The 17,229-nt window shown below is 70.6% G+C and carries 10 protein-coding genes and 1 pseudogene; 4 read left to right on the top strand and 7 right to left on the bottom strand.

The annotated features are described in order from the left end of the window. Positions 1 to 6: 6 nt before the first annotated feature. The 6 genes and pseudogenes from E3N83_RS08095 to E3N83_RS08070 form a co-directional block, all read right to left on the bottom strand. The gene (locus E3N83_RS08095) at positions 7 to 1,065 is read right to left on the bottom strand and encodes an NUDIX hydrolase (protein ID WP_151082796.1); all 1,059 of its coding nucleotides are present in this window, start codon (positions 1,063 to 1,065) and stop codon (positions 7 to 9) included. Continuing rightward, a complete protein-coding gene (locus E3N83_RS08090; RefSeq protein ID WP_151082795.1) occupies positions 1,062 to 1,790 on the bottom strand; it encodes a hypothetical protein in 729 nt (242 codons plus the stop codon). The genes E3N83_RS08095 and E3N83_RS08090 overlap by 4 nt, the downstream gene beginning before the upstream one ends. 253 nt (positions 1,791 to 2,043) lie before the next feature. Then, positions 2,044 to 4,275: a 1,4-alpha-glucan branching protein GlgB gene (gene glgB, locus E3N83_RS08085; RefSeq protein WP_151082794.1), complete on the bottom strand. Its 2,232-nt coding sequence runs from the start codon at positions 4,273 to 4,275 to the stop codon at positions 2,044 to 2,046. Next, positions 4,272 to 5,651, bottom strand: coding sequence for a maltokinase N-terminal cap-like domain-containing protein (locus E3N83_RS08080; protein WP_191908012.1), 1,380 nt, complete (start codon positions 5,649 to 5,651; stop codon positions 4,272 to 4,274). The genes glgB and E3N83_RS08080 overlap by 4 nt, the downstream gene beginning before the upstream one ends. Before the next feature lie 160 nt (positions 5,652 to 5,811). Next, a pseudogene (treS, locus tag E3N83_RS08075) lies at positions 5,812 to 7,632 on the bottom strand (maltose alpha-D-glucosyltransferase); the annotation flags it as partial. Next, on the bottom strand, positions 7,554 to 9,572 hold the full coding sequence (locus E3N83_RS08070) for an alpha-1,4-glucan--maltose-1-phosphate maltosyltransferase (protein WP_151082793.1): 2,019 nt from the start codon (positions 9,570 to 9,572) through the stop codon (positions 7,554 to 7,556). The pseudogene treS and the gene E3N83_RS08070, both read right to left, overlap by 79 nt. Positions 9,573 to 9,721: 149 nt before the next feature. Between E3N83_RS08070 and glgP the strand changes: the two genes are divergently transcribed. Further along, positions 9,722 to 12,301: an alpha-glucan family phosphorylase gene (glgP, locus tag E3N83_RS08065; RefSeq protein WP_151082792.1), complete on the top strand. Its 2,580-nt coding sequence runs from the start codon at positions 9,722 to 9,724 to the stop codon at positions 12,299 to 12,301. Between the two features lie 134 nt (positions 12,302 to 12,435). On the opposite strand, the gene glgX is transcribed toward glgP, so the two are convergent. Next, complete coding sequence (gene glgX / locus E3N83_RS08060; protein ID WP_151082791.1) at positions 12,436 to 14,607, bottom strand: glycogen debranching protein GlgX; 2,172 nt, start codon at positions 14,605 to 14,607, stop codon at positions 12,436 to 12,438. A gap of 196 nt (positions 14,608 to 14,803) precedes the next feature. On the opposite strand from glgX, the gene E3N83_RS08055 reads away from it, so the two are divergent. The 3 genes from E3N83_RS08055 to E3N83_RS08045 all read left to right on the top strand — a co-directional run bounded on the left by E3N83_RS08055 (position 14,804) and on the right by E3N83_RS08045 (position 17,163). After that, complete coding sequence (locus tag E3N83_RS08055; RefSeq protein WP_151082790.1) at positions 14,804 to 15,583, top strand: enoyl-CoA hydratase/isomerase family protein; 780 nt, start codon at positions 14,804 to 14,806, stop codon at positions 15,581 to 15,583. A 101-nt stretch (positions 15,584 to 15,684) separates the two neighbouring features. Then, positions 15,685 to 16,098: a hypothetical protein gene (locus tag E3N83_RS08050; RefSeq protein ID WP_238343124.1), complete on the top strand. Its 414-nt coding sequence runs from the start codon at positions 15,685 to 15,687 to the stop codon at positions 16,096 to 16,098. Between the two features lie 141 nt (positions 16,099 to 16,239). Continuing rightward, positions 16,240 to 17,163: a hypothetical protein gene (locus E3N83_RS08045; protein WP_151082789.1), complete on the top strand. Its 924-nt coding sequence runs from the start codon at positions 16,240 to 16,242 to the stop codon at positions 17,161 to 17,163. Positions 17,164 to 17,229: the final 66 nt, after the last annotated feature.

Below are 17,229 nucleotides of genomic sequence, written 5' to 3'. Positions count from 1 at the left end.
TGCGCGTCACGCCGTCGTTGGCGAGGACCCGCTCTCGACATAGGACGAAAGTCCCGCTTGGGCGTTACCGATGGCGGTCTCGATCCGGCGTGCGGTGAAGTCGGCACACCGCTCGCGGACCTGCTCGAGGGTGACGAACTCGGCGCTGCGGATCTCCCGGGTCTGGAGCACCATCGTGTCGACCAGGGCCGGGTCGTGGGTGCCGCCGTCGAACACCAGGCAGACCGCGTCGTCCCAGCCTCCCCACGGTGGCAGCCAGTCGGTGAGCACCAGGTCGCCGGCCTCGAGGTCGAGCGCGAGCTCCTCGTGGATCTCGCGGGCGGCGGCCAGGCGCGGTGACTCACCGACCTCGACGACGCCGCCCGGGAGGTCCCAGTCGCGCTTGTAGGTCAGCTGGCAGAGGAGCACCCGCCCGGCGTCGTCGCGGACCAGCAGCTGGCTGATCGCCCGCTTGCGGGGCAGGAAGGAGTTGAGGAGGGCCCGGAACGCCGTGGGCTCGGAGAGCGGCGGGTCACCGGCCAGCCGGGCCAGGACGACATACGACGTGGTCTCGGCGCGGTCACCCGTGCCCGGCTCGACCCGGCGGACACCCTCGCGGCGCAGCCCGGCCCGGGTCGCCACCCGCAGCGATGCCTCGTTGCCGGGCTCCACCTTCGCCTCGACCCGGGAGTAGCCGAGGCCGCCCTGCCCGGCGTCGGTCAGGCTCCAGTCGGCCAGGAGGCGGACGGCCCGGGTGGCCACACCGCGTCCCCGCCGGCCGGAGTAGAGAGCCCACGAGAGCTCGCCGACGCCGGCCTCCCGGCGCCGGACGTCGACGCTCCCGGCCAGGGTGCCGTCGACCTCGATCGCAAAGGCGATCACCGCCCGGTCGTCGGCGTACCCCGTCCGCCAGTCACGGATCGCCCGCTGCATCCGCTCGGCCGTCACCCCGTCGGCCGGCCAACCGAACCAGTGGGCGATGACCTCGTCGTGACCCGCGACCGCCTCGTCGACGTCGTCGTCGCGCCAGGGGCGGAGCGTCACCTCGCCGTCGGTGAGGGTCGGCTGCTCGGGCTGATCACTCACCCAGCCACCCTAACCGGGCGTCCGACCAGCTCGGCGAGGTGTCGATCCATGCTCGCCCCGCACTCCTCGGGACTGATCCGGCCCAGGCACACTGCGATCGTCAGCCCGTCCACCAGCGCGCGCAGCCTCGTGCTCTCGGCCGCCCGCTCCTCGTCGTCGACCTCGAGCAGGTCGAGCACCCGCCCACACACCTGTTCGATGTGGTGGCGACGGTCCTCGAGGTGACGACTCAAGGCGGGGCGGGCGCTCCGCCCGCCCTCCCGAGGTGAGCGCGGGGCCGGGCCGTCCTCCGAGTCGAGGTCCAGGTCGCGGTCACTCCACCCCCGTTCGGCCACCTGGAAGTCGTGCCGCACCCGAGCCCGAGCATCGACTTCGAGCGGCTGTGGCTCGCACGAGGTGACCAGTCGCAGCCATACCAGCTCCTCGTCGATCCGGCTCGCGTCGTCAGGCAGCAGTCGCCGCATCAGCGTGCGAGCCGCGGCTCCAGGGCCGTCGGGAAGCCGACCCCAGCGATCCTGGCGCCGTCGGGTCAGCACTTCGTCGGCTGCCAGGACCGCCAGATCGATGGAGGGGTCCACGAGACGGCGGACGGTGTTCACGCCGAGGCCCAGGTCGGCTGCGAGCGCCCGCAACGTCAAGGCATGAACCCCGACGTCGAGCACCAGCGCGAATGCAGCCTGCCGGAGGAACTCGAACCTGCTGGAGTAGTCGACGAGCTTCACCATGCCCCAGTCCTACCCGTAACTGGCTGCCGCCCGCACCGGCTCTCCACAGGCTCGCGGATGGAACACGGTGTTGCCGTTCAAGACCGGTCGCGCAGGCCGATGTGGAACGGGGTGTCGCCGTTCTAGACCGGTCGCGCAGGCCGATGTGGAACGGGATGTTCCAGGTCGAGCTTCGCGAGGATCTCTGAAGCAGCACAGGGTGTTCCATCTCGGGTCTCGCGGGCGGTGCTCAGTCAGTACAGGGTGTTCCAGGTCAGGCCCGGCGGAGCCAGATCGTGGCCAGCGGCGGGACCACGATCGTGGCGTGGGCCGGCTGACCGCCGTGCGGCTCGGGGTGGGCGGTGACCGAGCCCAGGTTCCCGACGCCCGAGCCCGAGTACGACGCGGCGTCGGTGTTGAGCACCTCGTGCCACTCGCCGGCCACGGGCAGGCCGAGCCGGAACTCGGAGTGCGGGACGGCCGAGAAGTTGCTCACGCAGACCACCTCGCCACCACTGTCGGTCGAGCCTGTCGAGGCCCCGCGCCGGATGAACGAGAAGGTGTTGCGACCGGCGTCGTTGGCGTCGATCCACTCGAACGACGCGGGGTCCTCGTCACGCGACCATACGGCCGGCGAGGCGGCGTAGGCGGCGTTGAGGTCCTTGACCATGTGGTGCACGCCGAGGTGCTCGGGGTGGTCGAGGAGCCACCAGTCCAGCTCGCGCGACTCGGCCCACTCCGACTCCTGACCGATCTCGCAGCCCATGAAGAGCAGCTGCTTGCCGGGGTGGGCCCACATGAAGGCGAGGTAGGCGCGCAGGTTGGCCAGCTGCTGCCACCGGTCACCCGGCATCTTCCGTAGCAGGGAGCCCTTGCCGTGCACGACCTCGTCGTGGCTGAGCGGGAGCACGAAGTTCTCGGTGAAGGCGTAGGTGAGCCCGAAGGTCAGGTCGTTGTGGTGCCAGGCGCGGTGCACGGGCTCGTGGGCGAGGTAGTTCAGGCTGTCGTGCATCCACCCCATGTTCCACTTGAAGCCGAAGCCCAGGCCGTCCGCCGACGTCGCGGACGTGACGCCCGGCCAGGAGGTCGACTCCTCGGCGATCGTGGAGATGCCCGGGACCCGCTTGTAGACGGTGGCGTTCATCTCCTGGAGGAACTGCACGGCCTCGAGGTTCTCCCGACCGCCGTGGATGTTGGGGCTCCACTCGCCCTCCTCGCGCGCGTAGTCGAGGTAGAGCATCGAGGCGACGCCGTCGACCCGCAGCCCGTCGGCGTGGAACTCCTCGAGCCAGTAGAGGGCGTTGGCGTACAGGAAGTTGCGCACCTCCCGGCGGCCGAAGTTGAAGATGTGCGAGCCCCACTCCTTGTGCCAGCCGCGCTGCGGGTTGGGGTCCTCGTAGAGCGGTGTGCCGTCGAAGCGCGCCAGCGCCCACGCGTCGGTGGCGAAGTGACCGGGCACCCAGTCCAGGATCACCCCGACCCCGGCGCGGTGGAAGGCGTCGACGAGCCGGCGGAACCCGTCGGGGTCGCCGAAGCGCGAGTCCGGAGCGAAGTACGACGTCACGTGGTAGCCCCACGAGCCGCCGAAGGGATGCTGCATGATCGGCATCAGCTCGACGTGGCTGAAGCCCAGGTCGGCGACGTAGGGGACCAGCTCCTCGATCAGCTGGTCGTAGCCCAGCACCCGGCCGTCGCGCTTGCGCCACGACGCCAGGTGCACCTCGTAGATCGACATCGGCGCGTGCACCGGCTGCTCGTCTCGGCGCCGCTGCATCCACGCGTCGTCGCTCCACTCGTGCCGGGACTCGAAGACGACGCTGGAGGTCTGCGGCGGCACCTCGGCGTAGTAGGCCATCGGGTCGGCCCGCTCGCTCCACACGCCGTCCGCGCCGAGCACGATGAACTTGTAGTGGGTGCCGGCGCCGACCCCGGGCACGAACAGCTCCCACACCCCCGACTCGCCCAGCTGGCGCATCGGGTGCTCCCGACCGTCCCAGCTGTTGAAGTCGCCCTCGAGGCGCACCCCCCGGGCGCTCGGCGCCCAGACCGCGAACGACGTGCCCGACACGTCGCCGGTCGAGGCGCGGTAGTGGTGCACCCGCGCGCCCAGCACGGTCCAGAGCAGCTCGTGACGGCCCTCGTTGACCAGGTGCAGATCCATCTCGCCGAGCGTGGGCAGGAAGCGGTAGGGATCGTCGACGGTGATCGGGCCCTGGCCGTAGTCGACCTCGACCCGGTAGTCGGGCACGTCACCGGGCGCCAGGGCGAGCCCCCCGTCCGTCGAGCTCGCCGAGACCGGGGCCTCGCCGACCCACACGCCCTCGTGCTCGTGGCCCAGCTCCACGCGGGTCCCACCGTGCAGCACCGCGGTCACCGACTGCGCCAGCGGCCGGTAGATCCGGAAGGTCACCCCGTCCCCGTCGGGATGGGGGCCCAGGATCGCATGCGGCTGCCCGTGCTCCCCGCGGACCAGCTGCTCGATCTCGTCGCGCGACACCTGCTTCATCGGGCTCCCTCGGTGTTCGACACATGGGTCGGCTGGCCCAGCGCAGCCAGCGGGATCGCCAGCCAGCCGGGGCGGTTGCGCGCCTCGTAGACGCACTCGTAGACGGCCTTGTCGGCGACGTACGCCGTCAGCAGCGTGCGCTCGTCGGCCGTGAGCTGATGCCCGGCATAGGCCTCGAGGAACGCGGTCTGGTTGCGCGCCGACCACTCGGCGGCGCGGAACATGCGCTGCTCGGCGCCGGTGTCGTCGGCGATGCCGGCGGTCATCGCCGCGACCCGCGGTGCGTAGTCGAAGGACCGCAACATCCCGGCGACGTCGCGCCACGGGGAGTCGGGCTCGACCCGCTCGGCCAGCGGCCTGGCCGGCTCGCCCTCGAAGTCCACGATCTTCCAGCCCTTCGCGGTGCGCAGGGTCTGGCCCAGGTGCAGGTCGCCGTGCACGCGCTGGATGTCGCCACCCGGGACCGCAGCGACGGCGTCGTACAGCTCGCGGAGAGCGGGAGCGTGCGCCGCGAGCTCGGGTACGACGGCCAACGCGGCCTCGAGCCGGGCCGTCATCTGGGCGCCCAGCCGGGCCTGGTCGGCACCCGAGCGGGTAGCCGTCGGGAAGTGCTCGGCCAGCAGGGCATGGATGCGGCCGACGGCCTCACCGAGCCGCGTGGCCTCGCCGGCGAAGTCGCCGCCCACCTCGTCCGCGTACAGGTCGGCCTCGGCGAACAGGTTGCGGACACTGGCCAGCGCGAGCTCCCACCCGTCGCTGGCGGTCCGCAGGAACTGCTGCAGCATCCCCAGCTGGAACATCTCACCGTTGGCCGAGCCGTCCACGTTGGTCAAGCCGTCCTCGTTGGTCGAGCCGTCCTCGTTGGTCGAGCCCGTCGAGACCTCGATCCACCCGTACAGCGCCGCCACGTTGTCCGAGCCGGCTCGGGTCAGCACGTCGTGGATCTCGATGTCGGGGTTGGTGCCCGGGGTCACCCGGCGGAAGATCTTCAGCAGTGCCTCCTCGCCGAACGCCACCGAGGAGTTGGACTGCTCGCCGGTGAACGGCGTCGAGAGGGCGTGGGGGTCGATCGGCTCGCCCGGGAGCCGGTGGAACACGATGTCACCGTCGCCCGGCTCGGCGAAGGCCCGCAGGTACGCCGCCATCGCCTCACGGTCGTGCACCGCGTCGTAGGCGTGGGTCCACCCGCTGTCGGGGTCCTCCCACCAGCCGACGAAGGCGTGGTCGAGGCGGTGCTCCGGCTCGGTGTAGAGGGCCAGCGGGAGCTGGTAGTGCTCGACGGTGCCGTCGTCGTACGTCAGCTCGCAGAGCTCCACCACGACGCGGGGTCCGGAGTCGGCGATCACGCCCAGGGGCCGGACGCCGGTCACCGTCATCCCACGCCCCTTGCCGCCGAACCACCGCGCCCCCTCGATGAAGTCGGCGATCTGCTGTCGTCCGTCGCTGGAGAACGTCGTCGGGGCCTGGTCGGTGTCGGTCGGGCGGTCGGTGGTGGGGTCGTCGGTCACGGGGTGGTGGCCTCCTCGGGTGGGGCGCGGTCAGCCGGAACCAGTAGAACCCGTACCCACCGAGGGTCAGGAGATACGGCAGCTCACCGATCGGAGGGAACGGGACGCCGCCGATCAGCTCGACCGGCGTGTAGCCCTCCCAGCGACGCAGGTCGAGCTCGACCGGCTGCGCGAAGCGGGACAGGTTGTTGATGCAGACGATGATGTCCTGCTGGTCGTTGCCGGGGCCGTGCGTGGAGTGCTCGCGGGCGTAGGAGAGCACGGAGGGGTTCGTGCCGCCGAGGTCGAGGAAGGTGCCCAGGCCGAACGCCGGGTGGCCACGGCGGGCGTGGATCATCCTGCGGGTCCACTGCAGGAGCGAGGAGGAGTCCTCCAGCTGGGCCTCGACGTTGACGCTCTGGTAGCCGTAGACCGGGTCCTGGATCGCCGGCAGGTGGAGCCTGCCCGGCGTCGCGGACGAGAAGCCGGCGTTGCGGTCGGGGGTCCACTGCATCGGGGTGCGGACGCCGTCGCGGTCGCCGAGCCAGATGTTGTCGCCCATCCCGATCTCGTCGCCGTAGTAGAGGACCGGGCTGCCGGGCAGCGAGAGCAGGAGCGCGGTGAACAGCTCCATCCGGTTGACGTCGTTGTCCAGCAGGGGCGCCAACCGCCGACGGATCCCGATGTTGGCCTTCATCCGGGGGTCCTTGGCGTACTCGTCCCACATGTAGTCGCGGTCCTCGTCGGTGACCATCTCGAGGGTGAGCTCGTCGTGGTTGCGCAGGAAGATGCCCCACTGGCAGTTGTCGGGGATCGACGGGGTCTGCTCCATGATCTCCGAGATCGGGAAGCGCGACTCACGCCGTACGGCCATGAAGATCCGCGGCATCACCGGGAAGTGGAAGCACATGTGGCACTCGTCGCCGTCGGTGACGTACTGCCCGGTGTCGGGGTCGCGCTTGCCGCCGAAGTAGTCCACGACGTCGGACGGCCACTGGTTGGCCTCCGCGAGCACCACCCGGCCGGGGTAGTTGTCGTCGATGAAGCGCCGGACCATGCGCAGGAACTCGTGGGTCTCCGGGAGGTTCTCCCCGTTGGTGCCGGGCCGCTCGTAGAGGTAGGGCACCGCGTCGAGGCGGAACCCGTCCAGGCCCATGTCGAGCCAGAACGACATCGCCTCGAGCATCGCCTCGTGGACCTTGGGGTTGTCGAAGTTGAGGTCCGGCTGGTGGGAGAAGAAGCGGTGCCAGAAGTACTGCTGGCGGACCGGGTCCCACGTCCAGTTGGACGGCTCGGTGTCGACGAAGATGATCCGTGCGTCCTCGTAGAGGTCGTCGGTGTCCGACCAGACGTAGAAGTCGCCGAAGGGCCCGTCGGGGTCGCTGCGGGAGGCCTGGAACCACGGGTGCGCATCGCTGGTGTGGTTCATGACGAAGTCGATGATCACCCTGATGCCGCGCCGGTGCGCGGCCTCGACGAACTCACGGAAGTCGTCGACCGTCCCGCACTCCGGGAGGATCGAGGTGTAGTCGGCGACGTCGTAGCCACCGTCGCGCAGGGGAGAGGTGAAGAACGGCGGCACCCAGAGGCAGTCGACGCCGAGCCACTGGAGGTAGTCCAGCTTCTCGATCACGCCCCGGAAGTCGCCGGTGCCGTCGCCGTTGGAGTCGCGGAACGACCGCACCAGCACCTCGTAGAAGACCGCGGTCTTGAACCAGTCGGGCTGCTGCTGCTCGAGGGTCGACCCGACGATGCTGCTCTCGTGGTCGCTGCCGCCGCCGCCGGTCGAGGTCACGAGGTTCTCCGGACGGTCAGCACGTGGGCGGGTTCGACGCCCGGGTCCAGCCGGACGTAGTTGTGCTGGCCCCAGTGCCAGTCCTGGCCGGTGATCTCGTCGTGCACGGCCAGGCTGTCGTGCCAGTCGAGGCCCAGCGCCGGCAGGTCGAGGTGCACCATCGTCTCGCGGGCACCGTGCGGGTCGAGGTTGACCACGACGATCACCAGGTCGTCGGGCTCGGTGGTCGAGCGGAATCGTGACCACGCTCCCGTGCCCTTGCTGAACACCAGGACGTTCTCGTCGTCGCTGGAGTGGATCACCACGTTGCGCAGCTGCTGCAGGGCCGGGTGGTCACGTCGTACGGCGTTGAGCCGGGTGAGGTACGGCGCGAGGGTGCGGCCGTCGGCCTCCGCCCCAGCCCAGTCGCGCACCCGGATCTGGTACTTCTCGGAGTCGAGGTACTCCTCGCTGCCCGGGCGGACCGCGACGTGCTCGAACAGCTCGTACCCGGCGTACACCCCCCAGCTCGGGGAGCCGGTGGCGGCGAGCACCGCCCGGATCCGGAACGCCGCCGGGCCGCCGTACTGGAGGAAGGCGTGCAGGATGTCGGGGGTGTTGACGAAGAAGTTCGGCCGCATCACGTGGTCGGACTCGCGGGACACCTCCCGGAGGTAGTCCTCGATCTCCCACTTCGCGGTGCGCCAGGTGAAGTAGGTGTAGCTCTGGTGGAAGCCGATCGCGCCGAGGGCGCGCATCATCGCCGGGCGGGTGAAGGCCTCGGCCAGGAAGATCACGTCGGGGTCGGTCCGGCGGACCTCCTTGAGCAGCCACTCCCAGAAGGCGACCGGCTTGGTGTGCGGGTTGTCGACCCGGAAGATCCGCACGCCGTGCTTCATCCAGTGCCGGACGACCCGGAGCACCTCCTTGCAGATGCCGGTCGGGTCGTTGTCGAAGTTCAGGGGATAGATGTCCTGGTACTTCTTGGGCGGGTTCTCGGCGAACGCGATCGAGCCGTCGGCCTGGGTGGTGAACCACTCGGGATGGGCGCTCACCCAGGGATGGTCGGGCGCGCACTGCAGCGCCAGGTCGAGGGCCACCTCGAGGCCGAGGCCCCGGGCCTTCTTCACGAACGCGTCGAAGTCCTTGAGGGTCCCGAGGTCGGGGTGGACGGCATCGTGCCCGCCGTCCTTGCTGCCGATGGCCCAGGGTGACCCCGGGTCGCTCGGCTTGGGGTCGAGGGTGTTGTTGGGCCCCTTGCGGTTGACCCGGCCGATCGGGTGGATCGGCGGCAGGTAGATCACGTCGAACCCCATCGCGGCCACGGCGTCGAGCCGCTCGGCGGCGGTGCGGAGGGTGCCGCTGACCACGGCGCCGTCGGCGTCGTACGACGCGCCCTCGGAGCGCGGGAAGAACTCGTACCAGCTGCTGAACAGGGCCCGCGGCCGGTCGGCGTAGAGCGGGTAGGGACCCTCGACGGTGACCAGCTCACGCAACGGATGGGCGGCCAGCACCGCCATCAGCTCGGGGGCCTGGAGGGCGGCCAGCCGGGCCTCGGGGGGACGTGACGTGTCGCGTGCGGCCTTCGCAGCCGCCCGGACCACGCCGGTGTCCGCGGCGACATCTGCCCGCTGGTCGAGCTGGTCGAGCTCGGCGACGACGCGGTCGAGCAGCAGCCCGCCCTCGGTGAACATCAGCTCGACGTCCACACCTGCGGGGATCTTCAGGCCGGCGGCGTGCGACCAGGTCGCGAGCGGGTCGGACCACGCCTGCACCTCGAAGCCCCAGGCGCCCTCGGTGTCGGGGGCGACCCAGGCGAGGTAGCGGTCGGGGACGTCGCCGTCCGGTCGCATCCGCACCGGCGCCCGGCGGGTGCCGTCGGGCGCGACCAGCACCACCTCGGCGCCCAACCGGTCGTGTCCCTCGCGGAACACGGTCGCGCTGACCGGCAGCGGCTCACCGACGGTCGCCTTCGCCGCGAGCCTCCCCAGATCCACGAGGGGCATCACGTCCATCACCGGAATCCGACCGACCATGCTCGCCACCCTTCCGAATCGCCACCGCGCATGCAAGCCGGGCCTCCGTGCCCCTCGGGCCCGCCCTCCATGCACGGCGTACCGGGACGCACCCCGCCGGAGCGTGGAAAATTGGAACGATCCAGTGATTCTCCTATACCGTCCCTGTCGTGCGTGCGATTCGACGGTTCACGGTCCGCCCTGTCCTGCCTCCGGCCCTGCTGGCGCTCGGCGACCTCGCCGGCAACCTGCGCTGGTCCTGGCACCCGCCGACCCAGGACGTCTTCGCCCTGGTCGACGACGAGATCTGGGAGAGCACCGGACACGACCCGGTGCGCCTGCTCGGCGCCGTGGGCGCGGAGCGTCTCGAGGAGCTGGCCGGTGACCAGGCCTTCCTGGACCGCCTCTACGAGGCCAAGGCCGACCTCGACGCCTACCTCGGTGGCGAGGGTTGGTACACCCGGAAGGCCGGTGCCGAGGCGCCGCACCGGATCGCCTACTTCTCACCTGAGTTCGGCATCAGCGCGGTCCTGCCGCAGTACTCCGGCGGTCTCGGCATCCTGGCCGGCGACCACCTGAAGGCCGCCAGCGACCTCGGTGTGCCGCTGGTGGGCGTGGGTCTGCTCTACCACGCGGGTTACTTCAAGCAGTCGCTCTCGCGCGAGGGCTGGCAGCTGGAGCAGTACCCCGTCCTGGATCCCGACGAGCTGCCGATCAGCCTGCTCCGCGAGGCCAACGGCGAGCGGGCCGTGATCTCGATCGCCCTGCCCGACGGTCCCGAGCTGCTGGCCAAGATCTGGGTCGCCCAGGTCGGCCGCGTGCCGCTGCTGCTGCTCGACTCCGACGTCGAGGGCAACCCCGACCACTACCGCGACCTCACCGACCGGCTCTACGGCGGGACCTCCGAGCACCGGCTGCGGCAAGAGCTGCTGCTCGGCGTCGGCGGGGTCCGGGCCCTGCGCGTGCACGCCCGGATCACCGGCGCGTCCGAGCCCGAGGTGTTCCACACCAACGAGGGACATGCCGGCTTCCTGGGCCTGGAGCGGATCCGGGAGCTCACCGTCGAGGAGACCGGCCCGCAGCTGGACTTCGACACCGCGCTCGAGGTCTCCCGGGCCTCGACGGTGTTCACGACCCACACCCCGGTCCCGGCCGGCATCGACCGCTTCTCGCGCGACCTGATCGAGCAGTACTTCGGTACGTCGGGCGCCGTGTCCGGCGTACCCCTGGAGCGGATCCTGGCCCTGGGCGCCGAGGACTACCAGGGCGGCGACCCCAGCGTGTTCAACATGGCGGTGATGGGCTTCCGCCTCTCCCAGCGCGCCAACGGCGTCTCCCAGCTGCACGGTCACGTCAGCCGCGAGATGTTCCACGGGCTGTGGCCCGCCTTCGACGAGGCCGAGGTACCGATCACGTCGATCACCAACGGCGTGCACGCGCCGAGCTGGGTGGGCCGCGAGGTCTTCGCGCTGGCCGGCCGGTACGGCGCGGACGGCGGGTCCGACGACGCCGACTCGTTCTGGAGCGCCGTCGACCAGATCCCGGGTGCGGACATCTGGGCGGTCAAGCGCCAGCTCCGCGAGCGGCTCGTGCTGGACGCGCGGAAGCGGTTGCGCAAGTCCTGCGCCGCGCGTGGCACACCGGCCGCTGAGTGCACCTGGGTGGAGACCGCCCTCGACCCCGACGTGCTGACGATCGGCTTCGCGCGCCGCGTGCCGTCGTACAAGCGGCTGACGCTGATGCTGCGCGACCCCGAGCGGCTCAAGCGGCTCCTCCTGCACCCCGAGCGGCCGATCCAGCTGATCATCGCCGGCAAGTCGCACCCGGCCGACGACGGGGGCAAGAAGCTGATCCAGGAGATGGTCCGCTTCGCCGACGACCCCGAGGTGCGGCACCGCATCGTCTTCCTGCCCAACTACGACATCGCCATGGCCCAGCCGCTCTACCCCGGCTGCGACGTCTGGCTGAACAACCCGCTGCGGCCCTACGAGGCGTGCGGCACCTCCGGCATGAAGTCGGCGCTGAACGGCGGGCTCAACCTGTCGATCCTCGACGGCTGGTGGGACGAGTGGTACGACGGCAACAACGGCTGGGCGATCCCGTCCGCCGACGGTGTCGAGGACGCCGACCGCCGCGACGACCTCGAGGCGACCGCGCTCTACGACCTGATCGAGAACGACATCGCCCAGCGCTTCTACGACGTCGACCACGACGGCGTGCCCGCGCGCTGGATCGAGATGGTCCGGCACACCCTGAAGTCGCTCGGGCCCAAGGTGCTGGCCACGCGGATGGTGCGCGACTACGTCCGCAAGCTCTACACCCCCGCGGCGGTCACCGGCCGGGCCCTGAACTCCGACTACAAGGGCGCCACCGAGCTGGCCGCCTGGAAGAAGGGTGTCCGCGAGGCCTGGGCCGACGTCCGGGTCGAGCACGTCGAGAGCCACGGCGTGGGCGACAGTCCCGAGGTCGGGTCCGCACTGACCGTCCGGGCGTTCGTCGCCCTCGGCGCGCTGACTCCCGACGACGTCTCGGTCGAGGTCGTGCACGGGGTGATCGACGGTGACGACGAGCTCGTCGACACCCACGTCATCGACCTCACCCTGGCCGACTCCTACGACGGCGGCCGCTACCGCTTCGACGGCGAGGTGCGGCTTGCCCGCGGCGGCTCCTTCGGCTACACGGTGCGGATCGTGCCCCACAACAGCGCCCTCGCCGGCGTCGCCGAGATGGGCCTGGTCGCCCTCCCGTAACGCTCACTCGGCGCGAAGAGGCAGCAACTGCACGCTCAGTCGGCGCAAAGAGGCAGCAACTACACGCTGAGCCGGCGCAAAGAGGCAGCAACTACACGCTGAGCCGGCGCAAAGAGGCGGTCGCACCGGACTTCTCAGGCCTCCCGGAGTACGACGACCGTGCGGCCACCGAGGGCCAGCGACCCGCCCGGCATCACCGACGTGCCGACCGGGCACCCCGGACACGTCGACACCACGACCTCACCGGTCCCCGACCAGTCCTGTCCCGGCAGCGTGACCGCCACCTGATCGGCCTCGGCGTTGAGCCAGATCAGGAAGGAGCTGTCCCACTGCTGCTCGCCGCGCGGCCCGGGGGAGCGCAGGGGCGAGCCGGTGACCAGCATGCCCACCACCGCCAGCGCGTCGTCCGCCCAGTCGTCGCCCGACATCTCGCGGCCGCTGGGGTGCAGCCAGACCAGGTCCTTGGGGCCGCCCTCGATCGTCGGTCGCCCCTCGAACCAGTGCCGCTGCCGCAGCGCCGGGTGGTCGCGGCGCAGCCGCAGCGCCGCCTTGGTGGTCTCGTAGACGTCGAGCCAGGCGTCGTCGGGGCGCCAGTCGATCCACGACGTCTCGTTGTCCTGCACGTAGGGGTTGTTGTTGCCGCCTTGCGTCCGCCCGCGCTCGTCACCCGCGGTGATCATCGGTACGCCGTTCGACAGGCACAGGGTGACCATCAGGCCCGCCGCCACCTTGCGACGCAGCGCCAGGATCTCCGGGTCGTCGGTCTCGCCCTCGACCCCGAAGCTCTGGGAGCGGTTGTCGTCGGTGCCGTCCCGGTTGCCCTCGCCGTTGGCCTCGTTGTGCTTGTTCTCGTAGGACACGAGGTCGCGCACGGTGAAGCCGTCGTGCGCGGTCACGAAGTTCACCGAGGCGTACGGCGAGCGCCCGTCGTCGGCGTACAGGTCCGAGGAGCCGGCGAGCCGGGTCGCCACCGTCCGCACCCCCGGCGCCCGCCCCCGCCAGAAGTCGCGCACCGTGTCGCGGAACTGGTCGTTCCACTCCACCCAGGGCGGCGGGAACTCCCCGACCCGGTAGCCGTCCGCGGAGGCGTCCCACGGCTCGGCGATCAGCTTCACGTGCCGCAGCGTGGGGTCCTGCCCGATGGCGGTCAGCAGGTGGGACCGCATGTCGACGTCGTACCCGACCCGGGTCAGCGCCGACATCAGGTCGAACCGGAAGCCGTCGACCCGCATCTGGCTTGTCCAGTAGCGCAGCGAGTCCAGGATCAGCCGCAACGCGGCGGGGTTGGAGGTGTCGACCGTGTTGCCGCAGCCGGTGATGTCCCAGTAGGTGTCGTCGTAGGGGTCGCCAGGCGGGGTGTGGTCGACGCGGCGGTAGAAGCCCTTGTCGTCGAGGCCGCGGAACGACAGCGTCGGCCCGAGCGCGTCGGACTCGGCGGTGTGGTTGTAGACCACGTCGAGGAACACCTCGAGGCCGGCCGCGTGGTAGGCCCGCACCATCTCCTTGAACTCCCGCACCTGCCCGCCCCGGTCGCCCGCTGACGCGTACGCGTGGTGGGGAGCGAAGAAGCCGATCGTGTTGTAGCCCCAGTAGTTCGCCATCCCGCGCGCCATCACCTTCGGCTCGCTGACGAACTGCTGCACCGGCAACAGCTCGACGGCGGTCACGCCCAGGTCGCGCAGGTAGTCGATCACCGCCGGCGTCGCCAACCCGGCGTACGTCCCGCGCAGGTGCTCCGGGACCCGGTCGTGCAGGGCCGTCATCCCCTTCACGTGCAGCTCGTAGATGACCGTGTCACGCCAGCGCGTGTAGGGCCTGCGGTCGTCACCCCAGTCGAAGTCGGGCTCGTCGACGACGACGGACTTGGGCACGTACGGCGCGCTGTCGCGGTGGTCGCGCTCGTGCGGCGACGCCAGGTCGTGGCCGAAGATGGCGGGGTCGTCGGCGAGGTCACCGCTGATGGCGCGGGCGTAGGGGTCGAGCAGCAGCTTGTCGGGGTTGAAGCGCAGGCCGAGCTCCGGCTGCCACGGGCCGTCGGCGCGGTAGCCGTAACGGGTGCCGACCTGGACCCCGGGGACGGCGCCGTGCCAGATCCCGAGCGACACCTCGGTCAGCTCGTGCCGGGTCTCCCGGCCGGCGCCGCCGGGCCCGTCGTCGTCGAACAGGCAGACCCAGACCCGGCTCGCCTCCGGCGCGCGCACCGCGAAGTTGGTGGCCTCCTCGCCGTGGTCGGCCCCGAGCGGCCAGGTGCGGCCCGGCCACACGGCGGCGGTCTCGCCGCGTCGGCTCCAGGTTCCGGGGGTCACCCGCGACATTGTGGCGGACGGTCGGCACAATGCCGGGAGGATCCAGACTCGGAGGTCGCGCGGCCACTCGGTGGTCGAGCAGCCCCCTCGGTGGTCGAGCGGCCCATTCGGTGGTCGCGCGGCCCATTCGGTGGTCGAGCGGAGCATTCGGTGGTCGAGCGGAGTCGAGACCACCCCGACGGCGAAAGAAGGCACCATGGCGGAGTTCGTACGACTCGAGGTCGACGGGGGCGTGGCCACCCTGCGGCTCGACCGGCCCAAGATGAACGCCCTGAACGCCCAGATGCAGGAGGAGATCCGGGCGGCCGCCACCGAAGCGGCGGCCCGCGACGACGTCAAGGCCGTCGTCGTCTACGGCGGGGAGCGGGTCTTCGCGGCCGGTGCCGACGTCAAGGAGATGGCCGAGATGTCGTACGTCGACATGGTCGAGCGCTCCGGGAAGCTCCAGTCGGCGTTCAGCAGCGTCGCCGCCATCCCGAAGCCGGTGGTCGCCGCGGTCACCGGTTACGCGCTCGGCGGCGGCTGCGAGCTGGCCCTGTGCGCCGACGTGCGGTTCGCGGCCGACGACGCCGTCCTCGGACAGCCCGAGATCCTGCTCGGGATCATCCCCGGCGCCGGCGGCACGCAGCGGCTGACCCGCCTGGTCGGCCCGAGCCGGGCCAAGGACATCATCTTCACCGGCCGCTTCGTGAAGGCCGAGGAGGCCTTGGCGATCGGCCTCGTCGACCGCGTCGTACCCGCGACCTCGGTGTACGACGAGGCGGTGGCCTGGGCGCGGCAGTTCACCGGGGCCGCGACCTATGCCCTCCGGGCGGCCAAGGAGACCATCGACACGGGTCTCGAGGTCGACCTCCCGACCGGGCTGGCGATCGAGCGTCAGCAGTTCGCGGCCCTCTTCGCCACCGACGACCGCCGGATCGGGATGACATCGTTCGTCGAGCAGGGCCCGGGGAAGGCCGCCTTCACCGGCCGCTGAGGACGGTGTCCCGACCCGCCGAAGCCGGTGCGCGGAGCGGACCTCGTATGGGATCCTTCCCCGGGTGGGCTCCCGCCCCCGTCGACAAGGAGTGGTCGCGCATGGCACGCAGGACCGACGACACCTCCGCCGAGACCGGCGGGGACGAGGCGACCGACGAGAAGTCCACGACCAAGCCCAGGAGGACGGTGCCGGTGGGCGCGACAGTGACCAAGGTCCGCACCCTGGTGGCGCAGGCGATCTGGATCGTCTGCGTCCTGGCGGCGCTGGTCCTCGCGATCGCCGCGCTGTGCATCGCGTTGAAGGCCAACCCGAGCAACGGGCTCGTCAAGTTCTTCGTCGACACCGCCGACAAGCTGGACTTCGGGGTCTTCTCCCGCGGCAAGGACGGCGTCGCCCACTTCAAGGGGCACACGCATGCGGCGCAGACCAAGAACGCGCTGATCAACTGGGGCCTGGCCGCCGTGGTGTGGCTGGTCGGCGGCCGGATCGTGGAGCGCATCGTCCGTCCGTGAACGGGTTCCCTGAGATTCCGCACAGAATCCCCGGGCGCAAGGCCTGTCGACCCTAGCAATTGCCCCGCGGGTGTGATGGGCTGCTGGTCCGCGTCGCCGGGAGGGTGGCGTGACGACGAGAACCCGGAGGGTTTCAACACCATGGCAGTTCGCCTCACGAAGAAGAATCTCAAGCTGACCGGTGCCGCTGGTGCGGCCCTGGCCCTGGCCGCAACCGTTGCTGGCCCCGCCCTGGCCGCCGGCGAGTTCACCGGGTCCACGACGTACAACTGCACGGTGGCGGCGCCCACGGTGACCTTCGCGGTGAACACCCCGCCGGCCACGATGGCAGCCGGGCAGACCGTCAAGGTCCCCGACAAGTCGGACTTCACGCTGGACGCGGGCACCACCACGCTCGCCGGGACGGCCCTGGGCTGGAGCAAGGTGGGCGGGAGCGTCGCCTCGACGCCCTCCAACGCCCACAGCGGTCTGAGCCTGACCCTGCCCAAGACCGACCTGAACAACAACGGTGACGGTACGACCACGACGCACGGCACGGGCAACGCGCTGCTCCGCTCGACCAAGGTCGGCACCTACACCGTGAACTTCGCCAAGTTCGACGTGGTCCTGCAGGGCTACAACGCCGACGGCACCAAGCACGGTGACCCGTTCATCCTGTCCGACAACCCCAACACCACGCCGCCTCCCGCGGGTCCTGCGTGCGCCAACCTCGACCCGAGCGGCGCCACCACGCCGATGAACGGCTCCGCCCAGGCCGCCACGGTCAAGGTCGTCAAGGACAAGACCACCACCAAGGTCGCGGCCTCCTTCTCGGCCGCCAAGCACCAGATCAGCTCGGTGAGCAAGGTGAAGTCGAAGTTCGGCATCAAGGCCACCGGCAAGGTCAAGGTCAGCCTGAAGAAGGGCACCAAGACCCTCAAGACCGTCACCGCCAAGCTGAACAAGAAGGGTGTCGCCAAGGCGTCCTTCAAGGTCACCAAGCACGGCAAGTACACGGTCAAGACCGTGTACGGCGGCAGCAGCAACCTCAAGGGCTCCAAGGGCGCGAAGAGCGTCACCGCCTGATCTGAGGAACTGACACACCTTCGGCCCCGGCGACCTGGTCGCCGGGGCCGTTGTCATGCCCGGCGT

It is taken from the genome of Nocardioides cynanchi (assembly GCF_008761635.1).
In the GTDB taxonomy this organism is placed as follows: domain Bacteria; phylum Actinomycetota; class Actinomycetes; order Propionibacteriales; family Nocardioidaceae; genus Nocardioides; species Nocardioides cynanchi.
This window is presented reverse-complemented; position numbering and strand designations above follow the sequence as displayed.